The organism is Citrobacter sp. Cpo148 (genome assembly GCF_030332375.1).
Taxonomy (GTDB): Bacteria; Pseudomonadota; Gammaproteobacteria; order Enterobacterales; family Enterobacteriaceae; genus Citrobacter; species Citrobacter portucalensis.
In genome coordinates, this window is the sequence record NZ_JAOWHY010000043.1 from 738,435 (window position 1) to 754,087 (window position 15,653).

A 15,653-nucleotide genomic window follows, 5' to 3' on the forward strand; every position below is an offset into this window, starting at 1 on the left:
AGCGGATGTTTTGCCGGGTGGCGGCTGCGCCTTACCCGGCCTACAAAATGCACTGACTCTGGAGGCCTGATAAACGCAGCAGCATCAGGCAATGCTATATAAAGTTACACCGTCACAACTGGCACGCGTAGCGCCAGAGAACACATTAACTCGTAGCCTACCGTACCTGCGGCGGTGGCCACATCGTCAATTTTAATCTCTTTGCCCCACAGCTCTACCGGCGTCCCGATCCCTGCCTGCGGGCATGGTGTCAGATCTACCGCCAACATATCCATTGAGACTGTCCCCACCGTCCCGGTACGTACACCGTCCACCAGCACCGGAGTACCACTTGGCGCATGGCGTGGATAACCGTCTGCATAGCCGGTCGCTACAATGCCAATGCGCTGCTCGCCGCTGGCAGTGTAGCGTCCACCGTAGCCCACCCGATCGCCAGCTTTCAGCGTCTGTATGCCGATGATCTCACTGCTCAGCGTCATCACTGGCTTCAGGCCGGTGTTAGCGATGTCCCGCCATTGTCCTGAAGGCGACGCACCATACAAAATAATGCCCGGACGAACCCAGTCATAATGCGCTTCAGGGTGCCACAGCGTGGCTGCCGAATTCGACAGCGATCGTCTGCACTCCAGCTCTTCAGTCGCCTGCGCAATACGCGCCATAGCCTCCTGGATACCTTCCGGGTGCTCTGCATCGGCAAAATGCGACATCAGCGTCATTTCACCGACGTTGGGCATCGCCCGCAGCTGTTGCCAGACCGTGGGAACTCTTTCCGGTAAAAAACCAAGGCGGTTCATACCACTGTTCACCTTCAGGTAAACATCGAGCGGCGCCTTCAGGCGCGCATTCTGCAATGCTTTTAGCTGCCAGTTACTGTGTACACAGGTGGTGAGTCGATAATTGTCATATACCGTCAGGTCTTCGGCGTGGAAAAAACCCTCCAGCATGAGTATCGGGCCTTTCCATCCGCGCTCGCGTAGGGTTATCGCCTCTTCAAGATTGAGCATGGCAAAACCATCGGTTGTGCCCAGCGCATTCCAGACGCGTTCAATACCGTGTCCATACGCATTGGCTTTCACCACCGACCAGACGCGGGCGTCCGGTGCGGCCTGGCGGGTAATGGTCAGATTTTGTTTCAACGCCTGCAGGTCAATGCTGGCCAGTATCGGGCGGGTCATCTCACGTCCTTATCAGTTATGTGCGCCATGTAAATGCCGTGGACGAGATGGGGTAAACCCCGGACTGTAACGCGCCACGCTCAGATCGTCATAAGGTATGGCTGGCGTGCGGCCAGAAAGGATATCGCTCAGCAGCTGACCGGAGCCGCAGGCCATGGTCCAACCCAGCGTGCCGTGGCCGGTATTGAGCAGCAGATTCTTAAAGCGGGTGCGCCCCACCACCGGCGTTCCGTCCGGCGTCATCGGACGCAGTCCGGTCCAGAAGGTTGCCTGCTCCACATGACCGCCGCGCGGGAAGAGATCGCGTACGACCATTTCCAGCGTTTCACGACGAGGTTGTAGCAATTCTGTATTAAAGCCGACAATCTCCGCCATGCCGCCAACGCGAATACGATTGTCAAAGCGGGTAATAGCGATTTTGTAGGTTTCATCAAGGATAGTAGAAACCGGCGCACCGTCGTCTTGCGCCACCGGAATAGTCAACGAATAGCCTTTGAGCGGATAGACCGGGATATCAACGATCCCTTTCAGCATTGCCGTGGAGTACGAACCAAACGCCATCACATAGGCATCGGCTTTAACTATCTCTTCGCCGCACTGGACGCCATAAATCTGCTCACCATCGCTCAGCAGCTTATCGACCGGGGTGTTAAAGCGAAACTTAACGCCCGCCTGCTCCGCCATCTGAGCCAGACGCTGGGTAAACAGCTGGCAGTCGCCGGTTTCATCATTCGGTAAGCGCAGACCACCGGTCAGTTTGTGCGCTACTTCTGCCAGTGCGGGTTCGACTTCCGCCAGACGGTTTGCTTCCAGCAGTTGATATGGCACGCCAGCGTCTTCGAGCACGGCGATGTCGCGGGTAGCGTTCTCATACTGTTGAGCGGTACGGAAAAGTTGCAGGGTTCCGCCCTGGCGCCCTTCGTACTCGATACCGGTAGAGGCGCGCAGCGCTTTCAGGCAATCACGGCTGTATTCCGCCAGTCGCACCATGCGTCCTTTATTTTCCATATAGTGGCTGGTGTCGCAGTTGCGCAGCATCTGCCACATCCATTTCAACTGGAACTGGGTTCCGTCAAGACGGACGGCCAGCGGAGCGTGGCGCTGAAACATCCACTTAATTGCTTTTAGCGGTACGCCTGGTGCCGCCCATGGTGCTGCATAACCTGGAGAGATTTGCCCCGCGTTCGCCGCACTGGTTTCCAGTGCCGGACCGGGCTCACGATCAATGACGGTGACATCGTGTCCAGCCTGACTTAAGTACCAGGCGCTGGTCACGCCAACGACACCACTTCCCAGTATGACAACTCGCATAGCCACTCCGTTAACAGTAAAAGAACAATCATCTAATTACATCTTGATAACTCAGTTGAAAATATTATTCAACATATGGCTTTTTTATGGTGACTTACCTCACATATAGCGGTGATGGCTGGGGACTCTCCGCTTTGGCATCTCCTGCTGTGCGTTATTTTTATCCAGCATAAAATTTTGCGGCCATGCCATTTTTCGACGCCTCGCTAACGTGAAATCGCAAAGAAAAAATTTCTGCCGCAGCACGTTTTTTAACACCATGATCTATGCTTGACATGAGGTACTCCAGACAGAGAGTGCCGCCAACAATGAGGGTGCGCGAATGGCTACGATTGATTCCATGAACAAGGACAGCACACGGTTAAGCGATGGACCCGACTGGACGTTTGATCTGCTGGATGTCTATCTGGCAGAGATAGACCGCGTGGCGAAACTCTACAGACTGGATACCTACCCGCACCAAATCGAGGTGATCACCTCCGAACAGATGATGGACGCTTATTCCAGCGTCGGGATGCCGATCAACTATCCTCACTGGTCGTTTGGTAAAAAGTTTATTGAAACCGAGCGCTTGTATAAGCATGGTCAGCAGGGGCTGGCCTATGAGATCGTTATCAACTCCAATCCGTGCATCGCGTATCTGATGGAGGAGAACACCATCACCATGCAGGCGCTGGTGATGGCGCATGCCTGCTACGGACACAACTCCTTTTTCAAAAACAACTACCTGTTCCGAAGCTGGACGGATGCCAGTTCCATTGTCGATTACCTGATCTTCGCGCGAAACTATATTACCCAGTGTGAAGAGCGTTACGGCGTGGATGAAGTCGAAAAGCTGCTCGACTCCTGCCATGCGCTGATGAACTACGGCGTTGACCGTTACAAACGCCCGCAAAAAATCTCCCTACAGGAAGAGAAAGCCCGTCAGAAAAGCCGTGAAGAGTATCTGCAAAGCCAGGTGAATATGTTGTGGCGCACGCTGCCGAAGAAAGAGGAAGAGAAAACCGTGGCGGAAGCCCGGCGTTATCCCTCTGAGCCACAGGAGAACCTGCTGTACTTCATGGAGAAGAACGCCCCGCTGCTGGAGTCCTGGCAACGTGAAGTCCTGCGCATTGTACGCAAGGTCAGCCAGTATTTTTATCCGCAGAAACAGACGCAGGTGATGAACGAGGGCTGGGCCACTTTCTGGCATTACACCATCCTGAACCATCTTTATGATGAAGGTAAAGTCACCGAACGGTTTATGCTGGAGTTTCTGCATAGCCATACCAATGTGGTATTTCAGCCGCCCTACAACAGCCCATGGTATAGCGGGATAAACCCGTACGCTCTGGGGTTTGCCATGTTCCAGGATATCAAACGTATTTGTCAGTCGCCGACCGAGGAGGACAAATACTGGTTCCCGGACATAGCGGGTTCCGACTGGCTGGAAACCTTGCATTTCGCGATGCGCGATTTCAAAGATGAGAGCTTTATCAGCCAGTTCCTGTCGCCAAAGGTGATGCGTGATTTCCGTCTGTTCACCGTGCTGGATGACGATCGTCACAACTATCTGGAGATTTCTGCGATTCATAACGAGGAAGGATATCGTGAGATCCGCAACAGGTTGTCGTCGCAATACAACCTCAGCAACCTGGAGCCGAATATTCAAATCTGGAATGTCGATCTGCGTGGCGACCGTTCGCTCACCTTACGCTATATTCCGCATAATCGCGCACCGCTGGATAAAGGACGCAAAGAAGTGCTCAAGCACGTACACCGGCTTTGGGGTTTTGACGTGATGCTGGAGCAACAGAATGAAGATGGTAGCGTGGAGCTGTTGGAGCGTTGCCCGCCAAGGATGAACGGTCTGTAAATCTTATTACCGGAGGCGGTGTAAACACCATATCCGGCCTACGAAGTGCACGTATTGTAGGCCGGATAAGACGCTTTGGCGTCGCCATCCGGCTTTGAGCAATTAACGGCCCTGAATCGCCAAATCGCCCGGCAGGCTCTTTTGCATGCGATGCCAAATTTCGCCACTGTCATGACCATAGCGACGCACCGTTTCATACACTTGCTCATGAGCGCCCTGCTCGCAGAGTTCTGACAGTTTACGGTAGAAGCTCAGCGCCAGCGCGCGCGCTTCCGGATTGGCAAAATAATGACGACCAATGCGGGTATATAATCCTTTCATACCGTTGAGGATCAAACCGTAAATCGGATTGCCGGAGGCAAATGCCAGGCCGCGGAAAATGTTATAGTCCAGATCGGCAAATGCGTCAGCGTGGTCGGCCACCTGATTTGCCGTCGCCAAAACCTCCTGTGCTTTATCAGGATGCTGGCGAAACGCAGTGCGAACAAAGATCGTCGAAATATTGGTACGCACGGACAGCAGATTATCAATCAACTGCGGGACACTCTCGTGATCGAGACGCGCCAGCGTTTCAAGAATATTCAGCCCGGAAGTTTCCCAGAAGTTATTCACCTTCGTCGGTTTGCCGTGTTGAATGGTCAACCAGCCATCTCGCGCCAACCGCTGCAATACTTCGCGTAGCGTGGTACGTGTCACCCCAATAAGTTCGGAGAGTTCACGTTCAGCGGGCAAAATAGTGCCAGGTGGGAAGCGGTTATTCCAGATACTTTCAATGATGTACTCTTCCGCGAACCCAGCCGGGCTTTGCGCCTTAATGACCATAGTAAAAATTCCATTACACAGCAAAACATAGTTACACACATCATACCAGATGGGTATCTTAGCTGATAGCTGACGCAATGAAGAAAAAGTGGATCAAGGCTTCATTTTCCAAATAACGCTACAGCACAGCCAACCTTGCCAGTCTCGTGAATAGCTTGCCTGTACTCCCTCCTCCCGCTAAGCTTTGCGGTCAAACATAAAAACATGATTTCATTTTTAAAGGTAGGGAAATCACCATGGAGCTATCATGGGGCCGCGCTATGTGGCGTAATTTTTTAGGTCAATCACCAGACTGGTACAAACTTGCACTGCTTGTCTTCTTAGCCGTTAACCCGATTATTTTTTTCATCAACCCTTTTATCGCCGGCTGGTTGCTGGTGGCCGAGTTCATTTTCACGCTGGCGATGGCGTTAAAATGCTACCCACTGCTGCCAGGCGGGCTGTTGGCTATCGAAGCTGTCATTATTGGCATGACCAGCGCCACGCATGTGCGTGAAGAGGTTGCCGCAAATCTTGAGGTGTTATTGCTGCTGATGTTTATGGTGGCAGGCATCTACTTTATGAAGCAGCTATTACTGTTTATTTTCACTCGTCTGCTGCTCACTATTCGCTCCAAGACGCTGCTGTCACTGTCTTTTTGTGTTGCAGCCGCTTTTCTCTCGGCGTTCCTCGATGCGTTGACCGTCGTTGCCGTGGTAATCAGCGTTGCGGTCGGGTTTTATGGTATCTACCATCGCGTTGCATCTTCTCGCGCGGAAGACAACAACATGCTTGATGACAGCCATATCGATCAGCACAATAAAGTCGTACTTGAGCAGTTCCGCGGTTTTCTGCGTAGCCTGATGATGCACGCGGGTGTCGGTACGGCGTTAGGCGGCGTGATGACCATGGTGGGCGAGCCACAAAACCTGATTATTGCCAAAGCGGCTGGCTGGCATTTTGGCGACTTCTTCCTGCGCATGTCGCCAGTTACCGTCCCGGTACTGATTTGCGGCCTGTTAACCTGTGTACTGGTCGAGAAATTGCGCTGGTTTGGCTATGGCGAAACGCTGCCGGAGACCGTCCGTGATGTCCTGCAACAGTTTGACGATCAGAGCCGCCAACAACGTACCCGCCAGGACAAAATCAAACTGATTGTCCAGGCGATTATTGGCGTCTGGCTGGTCGTTGCTTTGGCCCTGCATCTGGCAGAAGTCGGATTGATCGGTTTGTCGGTCATCATTCTGGCAACCTCGTTGACCGGCGTAACCGACGAACATGCGATAGGTAAGGCCTTTACCGAGTCGCTACCCTTCACCGCGCTGCTGACCGTGTTCTTCTCTATTGTCGCGGTGATTATCGATCAACAACTCTTTTCACCGATTATTCAGTTTGTGTTGCAGTCGTCTGAACATGCACAACTGACGCTGTTTTATCTCTTCAACGGCCTGCTGTCTTCGATCTCTGATAACGTTTTTGTTGGTACGATTTATATCAATGAAGCCAAAGCCGCGATGGAACATGGGACCATCAGCCTTAACCAATTTGAGCTGTTGGCAGTGGCGATCAATACCGGGACCAACCTGCCTTCGGTGGCCACGCCAAACGGCCAGGCTGCATTCCTGTTCCTGCTGACCTCTGCACTGGCGCCGTTGATTCGCCTCTCTTATGGTCGCATGGTGTGGATGGCCCTGCCTTATACTCTCGTCCTGACGCTCGTCGGCCTGCTTTGCGTCGAGTTCACGCTAGTTCCGGTGACCGAGTGGATGACCCAAACGGGCTGGTTAGCTACACTTTCATAACAATTAACCGGGCAAATCACTGCCCGGTTTGACTTTTTGCATGATAAATATCCGATTACGCAAATTTTCAATTCCCGCTAGTGGCGCATAAAGTGAATTGGTTTAAACTGCGGTCTCTACGCATGTTGCAGGGAAATGATTATGTTGCGATTTTTAAACCAGTGCTCCCGAGGTCGTGGAGCATGGTTATTGTTGGCGTTAACCGCCTTTGCGCTGGAGCTCGTCGCGCTGTGGTTCCAGCACGTCATGCTGCTAAAACCTTGCGTGTTGTGTATTTACGAACGTAGCGCATTATTTGGCGTGATGGGTGCAGGGCTGGTGGGTGCTATCGCACCAAAAACACCGCTGCGCTATGTGGCGATGATAATCTGGATTTACAGTGCCTGGCGCGGACTTCAGTTAGCGTATGAGCACACCATGATTCAGCTGCACCCATCCCCGTTTATGACCTGTGATTTTGCCGCACGCTTCCCAAGCTGGCTGCCGCTGGACAAATGGCTGCCGCAGGTGTTTTTAGCGTCCGGTGACTGTGCTGAGCGCCAGTGGTCTTTTTTAACCTTGGAAATGCCGCAGTGGCTGTTGGGGATCTTCGCCGCCTACCTGGTGGTCGCCGTGCTGGTAGTGATAGCACAGCCGTTCAAACCGAAAAAACGTGACCTCTTCGGTCGCTAACAGAGACGCTCCTTCGGGAGCGTTTTTTTTGCCTTAAATTCATTGCCTGCTGGCATCTATAAGATGTATATTAAATACATCTTATAGATGCCACACCAAGGAGATGTCTTATGTCCCATTTACGCATCCCGGCAAACTGGAAAGTTAAACGCTCTACTCCCTTCTTCACGAAAGACAACGTCCCGGCAGCACTTCTTTCTCACCATAACACTGCAGCAGGCGTTTTTGGCCAGCTTTGTGTGATGGAAGGTACGGTAACGTATTACGGCTTTGCCAATGAAGACGCAAAAGAGCCTGAAGTGAAAGTGGTGATTAATGCCGGTCAGTTTGCGACCAGTCCACCGCAGTACTGGCATCGCGTTGAATTAAGCGACGACGCCCAATTCAACATCAATTTCTGGGTTGAAGATGACAACCATGGCGATGAGATGTATCAGGCGAAAAAGTCTTAAGCCTTAACGCCTGCTAATCGATGGGCGGTTTAGTCCGCCCATGAAGGTTTGTTCAAAATATGATCCTGCCAATCACGCACTTCCGATTCTTTCACCGCAATATGACGTACTGAAATACGTTCACCGTGCATCGCCGCTTTTGATCCCGTCAGCAGTGGATGCCACTCCGGCAGCCCTTTACCTTCCGCTAGCAGACGATACGCACAGGTCATCGGCAGCCATTCAAAGGTGGGCAGATTATCGCGCGTCAGTTTGATACAGTCAGGCTCGTACTCGAATCGGCGTTCATAATTACGGCACTGACAGGTTTTGATATTGAGCTGCTTACACGCGACGTTAGTAAAATAGATTTCGTCGGTGTCTTCATCCATCAGCTTATGCAGGCAGCATTGACCACACCCGTCACATAATGACTCCCACTCGGCATCGGTCATTTCATCCAGGGTTTTACTTTGCCAGAAAGGTATGTCGCTCATCAGGGTATCCGCTATTGCAATAAAGCTGCACCTTATAACCAGTCTGGCACGCTGATGCAAGTTTTGCCGCCCGAAAAGGCGGCAAGAAGAGATTACAGCACGCGTGTCGTCAGCGTTTGACCATGAAAACTAATAGCCAGTTCATCACCGCTGTTTAACGGCCCAACTCCTGCTGGCGTCCCCGTCAACACAACATCGCCCGCTTTGAGGGTAAAGAAACGACTCATATAGGCAATCAAAGGCACGATTTGATGGATCATATCCGCCGTGGTGCCGTGCTGGCGCTGCTCACCGTTAACCGTTAACCCGAGCATCGTATCCTGAGGATCACCATTAAATTCCGCTACCGGAATAAACCCTGACAGCGGGCAAGAGTTATCAAAACCCTTCGCTTTTTCCCACGGCTGCCCCGCCTTCTTCATTTTACCCTGAATATCACGCAGGGTCAGATCCAACGCGACGCCATAGCCCGCAATGGCTTTGCGCACATGTTCTTCCGTCGCCTGACGTAGGGTCGCGCCAATCAAAACAGCCAGCTCAACTTCATGGTGAACCGAACCCATATCAGATGGGATCACCAGCGGCTGGCGTAAATCGCACAGCGCGGTTTCCGGTTTAATAAACAGCACCGGTTCTTCCGGAGGCGTTCCACCCATCTCTTTAATATGGTTGGCATAGTTACTCCCTACGCAAACCACCTTACTCACCGGATAATCCAGCAGAGCACCATGCCAGTTATGATGTTGATACATTACTTTCCCCTAACGTAGTTATCAATTTCAGGTACTGCATCGATGGGGCGTGCTGCTGCCGGATGCAGTTTAACGTTTATCGTCTGGTGTATTTTGTTTCGTCGCGGCCAGATGCTGTTTAAGTAAATCTTCTGGCGGCGGTGGTATTTGTAAATAATAGCCCTGCTCGGTGAGTGCCTGTTTTACTTTTTCCAGATCGGCATTAACCAGCTTTTTACGGCCATCAAGCGGCAACATCATTGCCAGCGTCGGCTGACCAAATCCTTTCATCAGTTCTTCAGGAACTCGCGAGAAATCGTCTTTTTTTTCGACATATAAATAGGTCTGGTCACGTTTACTGCTTCGGTAGATCACACAAAACATATCTTTTACTCTGAATTCACGGAATGGTGGCTTGCCTCAATATAATACTGACTATAACATGCCTTATAGTCTTCGGAATATCACCCCGCGCTGGGGATGATAAATAGCAAATTGAGTAAGGCCAGGATGTCAAACACGCCAATCGAGCTTAAAGGCAGTAGCTTCACCTTATCAGTGGTTCATTTACATGAAGCAGAACCCGAGGTTATTCGTCAGGCGTTGGAAGACAAAATCGCGCAGGCACCTGCTTTTTTAAAACATGCTCCCGTAGTGGTTAACGTGAGTGGTCTTGAAAGCCCGGTAAACTGGTCAGCGCTGCAGAAGGTTGTCGCGTCTACCGGATTGCGCATTATCGGCGTTAGCGGATGCAAAGACGCCAGACTCAAGGCAGAAATCGACGAAATGGGTCTTCCTTTACTGACTGAAGGTAAAGAAAAAGCTATTCGTCCTGCGCCCGTTGAGGCCCCGGCTCCCGTCGCTCCGCCACAAAACGTTACTCCCATCACAAAAACACGATTAATAAATGTGCCGGTTCGTTCCGGTCAGCGCATTTATGCACCACAATGTGATCTGATTGTTACAAGCCACGTCAGTGCAGGCGCAGAGCTTATCGCTGATGGCAATATTCATGTTTATGGAATGATGAGAGGCCGTGCGTTGGCAGGCGCAAGCGGTGACCGGGAAGCGCAAATTTTTTGTACCCATCTGACGGCAGAACTGGTGTCTATCGCAGGTGTTTATTGGCTGAGTGATAAAATCCCAGCAGAATTTTATGGCAAAGCGGCACGTCTGCAATTAGCAGAGAACGCTTTGACAGTTCAACCGTTGAATTGATCCCTTTTTAACAAGGAATTTCTATGGCACGCATTATTGTTGTTACTTCGGGTAAAGGGGGCGTTGGCAAAACCACCTCCAGCGCGGCCATCGCTACAGGTTTGGCCCAGAAGGGAAAGAAAACTGTCGTTATTGATTTCGATATCGGCCTGCGTAATCTCGATCTGATTATGGGTTGTGAACGCCGCGTCGTTTACGACTTCGTCAACGTTATTCAGGGCGATGCGTCGTTAAATCAGGCGCTAATCAAAGATAAGCGTACCGAAAATCTCTTTATTCTTCCGGCCTCACAAACTCGCGATAAAGACGCGCTGACGCGTGAAGGCGTCGCGAAAGTTCTGGACGACCTGAAAACGATGGAATTCGACTTCATCGTCTGCGACTCTCCGGCGGGTATTGAAACTGGTGCGCTGATGGCCCTGTATTTTGCCGATGAAGCGATTATTACCACCAACCCGGAAGTCTCCTCTGTACGTGACTCTGACCGCATACTGGGTATTCTGGCGTCGAAATCTCGTCGCGCGGAAAACGGTGAAGATCCAATTAAAGAGCATTTGTTGCTGACGCGCTACAACCCTGGCCGCGTAAATAAAGGTGACATGCTGAGCATGGAAGACGTACTGGAAATTCTGCGAATCAAGCTGGTTGGCGTGATTCCTGAAGATCAGTCAGTCCTGCGCGCGTCTAACCAGGGTGAGCCGGTTATTCTCGACATCAATGCTGATGCCGGTAAAGCCTATGCTGATACCGTAGACCGTCTGTTGGGAGAAGAACGTCCTTTCCGCTTCATTGAAGAAGAGAAGAAAGGTTTCCTCAAACGCCTGTTCGGAGGATAAGTTATGGCATTACTGGATTTTTTTCTCTCGCGGAAAAAGAGCACAGCGAACATCGCTAAAGAGCGACTGCAGATTATTGTTGCGGAACGTCGTCGTAGTGACGCCGAGCCACATTATTTACCGCAGCTGCGCAAAGATATTCTCGACGTTATCTGCAAGTATGTACAAATTGATCCCGAAATGGTCACAGTACAACTTGAACAAAAAGACGGCGATATTTCGATCCTCGAACTTAACGTGACATTACCTGAAGCGGAAGAGTCTAAATAAGCTCTTTTGTCGCTAAATCATGGTTACGAAAAAGGCAGATTATTCTGCCTTTTTTATTTTCTGTCTCTGACTAACCTATCGAGCATTTATTCCAAAGTAAACTTTGGGTAGTTTTCGGCAAAATAGCGGCGTAAATACTCAACCGTAATACGGATTTTTGCCGACGTCGCCAGCCGGGAGACATAAACCGCCCATATATTGGCGGGTTGATAATACTCAGGCAATATATGCACCAGATGTCCGCTGGCAATGTTGTCGCAAACGTCCCACCACGAACGCAAAGCAATTCCCTGCCCATCCAGACACCATTGATGTACCACTTCGCCATGGTTAGACGACAGCGGCCCCGTAACCTTTATTGAGTGTGCGCCCTCTTTATTACGCATTTGCCAGATACCAAACGGATGGTCACGTTCTTTAATAACCAGGCAGGGGAAAGTAGAAAGATCGTTCAGTTGTTTCGGCACTCCATGCCGCGCCACAAATTCCGGCGAGGCGCACAGAATACGATAGTTAGTCGCCAGCTTGCGGGCAATCAGGTTCGGCGCGATATCATCCCCGATACGAATATCGAGATCGACGCCCTCATTGACCATATCGACCAGACGGTCTTCAACATCGAACCTCAGTTCTAACTGCGGGTACTCTTTTGCCAGCGCAGACAGCGCCGGAGCGACCACCCGGCGGCCAAAACCAAAGCTACTGATAATTCGTAGCATCCCCTGCGGGATCTGCCTGGCATCGGACAGCTCGTCCATCATCTGATCGACATCCTGCAGGATCCGCTGTGCCCATTCGTAGATCCGCTCTCCCTCTTCCGTGATGGTTACGCGCCGCGTTGTTCGGTGCAACAGCACCACGTTCAGCGTTTGCTCCAACAGGGCAACGCGCTTACTGATAAAAGCCGGAGATACGCCCAGCTCTTCGGCAACGGCGGCAAATCCCGCACGACGGGCAACCAGCATAAAGACGCGTAAATCATTTAGCAGCGGCAGATTATTCATGATCTGTGTTTTATGTTTCACCAGTTAGGGGGATTAACTATTAATCAGTCAATTATAGGATACGGGGAAAGTCAATTTTGATGGCGTACAAGTGAGAGCTGCTATGAAGAAAACCTGTCGTATTGCCGCTATCCCCGGAGATGGCATTGGTAAAGAAGTCCTGCCTGAAGGCATTCAGGTGTTGCAGGCAGCCGCCGAGCGTTGGGGGTTGTCACTCAGCTTTGAGCAAATGGAATGGGCCAGCTGCGAGTACTACGCCCATCACGGGAAGATGATGCCGGATGACTGGCACGAGCAGTTACAATCCTTCGATGCTATCTATTTTGGTGCCGTTGGCTGGCCGGACACCGTGCCGGACCACATCTCATTATGGGGCTCGCTGCTTAAGTTTCGCCGCGAATTCGACCAGTATGTCAACCTGCGCCCGGTACGTCTGTTTCCAGGCGTACCTTGCCCGCTGGCAGGCAAGCAGCCAGGCGACATTGATTTCTATGTGGTGCGCGAGAACACCGAGGGAGAATACTCTTCACTCGGCGGACGCGTAAGCGAAGGTACAGAACACGAAGTGGTTATCCAGGAGTCGGTCTTCACCCGTCGCGGCGTCGATCGTATATTGCGTTACGCTTTCGAGCTGGCACAACATCGCCCGCGCAAAACCCTGACCTCGGCGACCAAATCCAACGGCCTGGCCATCAGCATGCCGTACTGGGACGAGCGCGTGGAAGCAATGGCGGCTCACTATCCCGAGATCCGTTGGGATAAACAGCATATTGATATACTTTGCGCCCGCTTTGTGATACAGCCGGAGCGTTTTGACGTGGTGGTTGCCTCCAACCTGTTTGGCGACATCCTCTCCGATCTCGGTCCAGCCTGTACCGGAACGATTGGCATTGCGCCTTCAGCCAACTTAAACCCGGAACGCACCTTCCCGTCTCTGTTCGAGCCAGTACACGGTTCGGCCCCCGATATCTACGGCAAGAACATCGCCAACCCTATAGCGACTATCTGGGCTGGCGCCATGATGCTCGACTTCCTTGGCAACGGTGATGCTAACTATAAAGCCGCCCACGACGGTATTCTGGCGGCAATTGAGCAGGTTATTGCCAGCGGCCCGAAAACACCGGATATGAAAGGCACTGCCACCACCCAACAGGTTGGTGAGGCCATCTCTCGGGCATTGCGTTAGAGGTCAAACCACGGAATATGAGCCGCGTCACTGACGCGGCTTTTTTATGCTTTTTATGGCGCCAATAACCTGCGCCAATTCACCTTTTATTATTTCCGTTCCGTGTTTTATTGCTTCACGCATCGAGCAATTGTTTAATTCATGTAAAGAACAAATAATAAAATTGTTAAATACAAAGTCACTGATTCCCTACAGCATGATAACAACGACAGGCTAATGCCATACGCGGGCAACTGTGCCCAGGAGATCCCATGTTGAGCAACGTTAAGAAAAAAGACATGCCGCTGATAGCCATCAGTCTGGTGGCTATTCTTTTCATCGCCGCCACACTTAGTCTCTTCCCTCAGCAGTCTGCACAAGTCGCAAATACCCTTTTTAACGGCGTTACCCGGATGCTGGGTTCCGCCGTGCAGATCCTCGTTCTGATGGCGATGGGTCTGGTCGTCTGGCTGGCCACCAGCAAATACGGCAACATTCGTCTGGGAGAAGGAAAAGCGGAATACAGCACGCTGTCCTGGCTGTTTATGTTTATTTGTGCCGGACTAGGATCCTCCACGCTCTACTGGGGCGTTGCTGAGTGGGCCTATTATTACCAGACCCCGGGTCTGAATATCGCTCCGCACTCGCAAAAAGCGCTGGAATACAGCTTACCCTACTCTTTTTTCCATTGGGGAATCAGCGCCTGGGCGACCTATACGCTGGCTTCATTAACCATGGCCTACCACTTTCATGTGCGGAAAAACAAAGGGCTGAGCCTGTCCGGAATAATCGCCGCTATCACCGGCGTGCATCCGCAGGGCGTCTGGGGCCGGCTGGTTGATTTGATGTTCCTGATCGCCACAGTTGGCGCGTTAACCATCTCTCTGGTTGTCACCGCCGCCACCTTTACCCGTGGTTTATCTGCTCTCACGGGTTTACCGGATAACTTCACCGTACAGGCGTTTGTTATCCTGTTCTCTGGCGGCATTTTCTGTCTGAGCTCCTGGATTGGCATCAACAACGGCTTGCAACGTCTGAGCAAAATGGTCGGCTGGGGGGCGTTTTTACTGCCGCTGTTGGTGCTGATTGTCGGCCCGACCGAGTTCATCACCAACAACATCATTAACGCCATCGGTCTGACGACACAAAACTTTTTGCAGATGAGTCTGTTCACCGACCCGCTCGGCAACGGTGAGTTCACCCGCAACTGGACGGTGTTCTATTGGCTGTGGTGGATCTCCTACACCCCTGGCGTGGCAATGTTTGTCACTCGCGTATCCCGTGGTCGCAAAATCAAAGAGGTTATCTGGGCGTTAATCCTGGGTAGTACCGTTGGCTGCTGGTTCTTCTTTGGCGTGATGGAAAGCTACTCCATTCACCAATTTGTGAACGGTGTGATCGACGTACCGCAGGTTATGGCCACGTTAGGCGGCGAAACAGCCGTACAGCAAGTGTTGATGTCGTTGCCTGCCGGGAAACTGTTCCTGGTGGCGTATCTGGCAATCATGATTATTTTTCTCGCCTCGCATATGGATGCCGTCGCCTACACCATGGCGGCCACCAGCACGCGTAACCTGCAGGAAGGGGAAGATCCGCAACGTAGCTTACGTCTGTTCTGGTGCGTGGTCATCACCCTGATCCCATTATCGATTTTGTTCACCGGCGCGTCCCTGGAAACCATGAAGACCACGGTGGTTCTGACCGCACTTCCCTTCCTCGCCATTCTGTTGGTGAAGGTTGGCGGTTTTCTTCGTTGGGTACGGCAGGACTATGCCCACGTTCCTGCACATCAAATTGAAGGTCATCTCCCCGAAACGCCAGTGGACGTCCCCGTCGCACCACCGGCCGCGACATTACTCAAAGGCGACAATTAAGCGCCAGTAAA

The 15,653-nt window shown here is 51.8% G+C and carries 16 protein-coding genes; 9 read left to right on the forward strand and 7 right to left on the reverse strand.

Features of this window, described 5'->3' with window-relative positions:
- Nucleotides 1-104: 104 nt before the first annotated feature.
- Both dadX and OGY10_RS13430 read right to left on the reverse strand, forming a co-directional pair.
- Entirely contained in the window at nt 105-1,175 is a 1,071-nt protein-coding gene (gene dadX / locus OGY10_RS13425) for a catabolic alanine racemase DadX (RefSeq protein WP_008785012.1), read from the reverse strand.
- Nucleotides 1,176-1,187: 12 nt separating this feature from the next.
- Nucleotides 1,188-2,486, reverse strand: coding sequence for a D-amino acid dehydrogenase (locus tag OGY10_RS13430; protein ID WP_003833553.1), 1,299 nt, complete (start codon nt 2,484-2,486; stop codon nt 1,188-1,190).
- 322 nt (nt 2,487-2,808) lie between these two features.
- Here OGY10_RS13430 and OGY10_RS13435 point away from each other — a divergent pair, with 322 nt between their 5' ends.
- On the forward strand, nt 2,809-4,341 hold the full coding sequence (locus tag OGY10_RS13435) for a SpoVR family protein (protein ID WP_003833557.1): 1,533 nt from the start codon (nt 2,809-2,811) through the stop codon (nt 4,339-4,341).
- A gap of 102 nt (nt 4,342-4,443) precedes the next feature.
- On the opposite strand, the gene fadR is transcribed toward OGY10_RS13435, so the two are convergent.
- Nucleotides 4,444-5,163, reverse strand: a complete 720-nt coding sequence (fadR, locus tag OGY10_RS13440) for a fatty acid metabolism transcriptional regulator FadR (protein WP_003833559.1) — start codon at nt 5,161-5,163, stop codon at nt 4,444-4,446.
- A 236-nt stretch (nt 5,164-5,399) separates the two neighbouring features.
- Between fadR and nhaB the strand changes: the two genes are divergently transcribed.
- From nhaB to OGY10_RS13455, 3 genes are all read left to right on the forward strand, one after another.
- On the forward strand, nt 5,400-6,944 hold the full coding sequence (gene nhaB, locus OGY10_RS13445; RefSeq protein ID WP_191227102.1) for a Na(+)/H(+) antiporter NhaB: 1,545 nt from the start codon (nt 5,400-5,402) through the stop codon (nt 6,942-6,944).
- 141 nt (nt 6,945-7,085) lie between these two features.
- A complete protein-coding gene (gene dsbB / locus OGY10_RS13450) occupies nt 7,086-7,616 on the forward strand; it encodes a disulfide bond formation protein DsbB (RefSeq protein WP_003844060.1) in 531 nt (176 codons plus the stop codon).
- Between the two features lie 110 nt (nt 7,617-7,726).
- Complete coding sequence (locus OGY10_RS13455) at nt 7,727-8,068, forward strand: TehB family protein (RefSeq protein WP_003020940.1); 342 nt, start codon at nt 7,727-7,729, stop codon at nt 8,066-8,068.
- A 29-nt stretch (nt 8,069-8,097) separates the two neighbouring features.
- Here the strand turns inward: OGY10_RS13455 and ycgN are convergent, their stop codons facing one another.
- The 3 genes from ycgN to OGY10_RS13470 all read right to left on the reverse strand — a co-directional run bounded on the left by ycgN (nt 8,098) and on the right by OGY10_RS13470 (nt 9,659).
- Nucleotides 8,098-8,544 carry a cysteine cluster protein YcgN gene (ycgN, locus tag OGY10_RS13460; protein ID WP_003020944.1) on the reverse strand — a complete coding sequence of 149 codons (447 nt, stop codon included), beginning with the start codon at nt 8,542-8,544 and terminating at the stop codon, nt 8,098-8,100.
- Between the two features lie 92 nt (nt 8,545-8,636).
- Entirely contained in the window at nt 8,637-9,296 is a 660-nt protein-coding gene (locus OGY10_RS13465; RefSeq protein WP_003833734.1) for a fumarylacetoacetate hydrolase family protein, read from the reverse strand.
- Between the two features lie 69 nt (nt 9,297-9,365).
- Nucleotides 9,366-9,659: a YcgL domain-containing protein gene (locus OGY10_RS13470; protein ID WP_003833735.1), complete on the reverse strand. Its 294-nt coding sequence runs from the start codon at nt 9,657-9,659 to the stop codon at nt 9,366-9,368.
- 126 nt (nt 9,660-9,785) lie between these two features.
- On the opposite strand from OGY10_RS13470, the gene minC reads away from it, so the two are divergent.
- From minC to minE, 3 genes are read left to right on the forward strand one after another with little or no spacing between them, the layout of a single operon-like run.
- On the forward strand, nt 9,786-10,493 hold the full coding sequence (minC, locus tag OGY10_RS13475) for a septum site-determining protein MinC (RefSeq protein ID WP_003833736.1): 708 nt from the start codon (nt 9,786-9,788) through the stop codon (nt 10,491-10,493).
- Between the two features lie 23 nt (nt 10,494-10,516).
- Nucleotides 10,517-11,329, forward strand: a complete 813-nt coding sequence (minD, locus tag OGY10_RS13480; protein ID WP_003020956.1) for a septum site-determining protein MinD — start codon at nt 10,517-10,519, stop codon at nt 11,327-11,329.
- A 3-nt stretch (nt 11,330-11,332) separates the two neighbouring features.
- Nucleotides 11,333-11,599 carry a cell division topological specificity factor MinE gene (minE, locus tag OGY10_RS13485; RefSeq protein ID WP_003833739.1) on the forward strand — a complete coding sequence of 89 codons (267 nt, stop codon included), beginning with the start codon at nt 11,333-11,335 and terminating at the stop codon, nt 11,597-11,599.
- A gap of 86 nt (nt 11,600-11,685) precedes the next feature.
- Here minE and OGY10_RS13490 read toward each other — a convergent pair whose 3' ends face one another.
- Nucleotides 11,686-12,603, reverse strand: coding sequence for a LysR family transcriptional regulator (locus tag OGY10_RS13490; protein WP_020996618.1), 918 nt, complete (start codon nt 12,601-12,603; stop codon nt 11,686-11,688).
- 103 nt (nt 12,604-12,706) lie between these two features.
- Between OGY10_RS13490 and OGY10_RS13495 the strand changes: the two genes are divergently transcribed.
- The gene (locus OGY10_RS13495) at nt 12,707-13,789 is read left to right on the forward strand and encodes a tartrate dehydrogenase (RefSeq protein ID WP_191227101.1); all 1,083 of its coding nucleotides are present in this window, start codon (nt 12,707-12,709) and stop codon (nt 13,787-13,789) included.
- A 251-nt stretch (nt 13,790-14,040) separates the two neighbouring features.
- A complete protein-coding gene (locus OGY10_RS13500; protein ID WP_048216200.1) occupies nt 14,041-15,642 on the forward strand; it encodes a BCCT family transporter in 1,602 nt (533 codons plus the stop codon).
- The last annotated feature ends 11 nt before the right edge of the window (nt 15,643-15,653 follow it).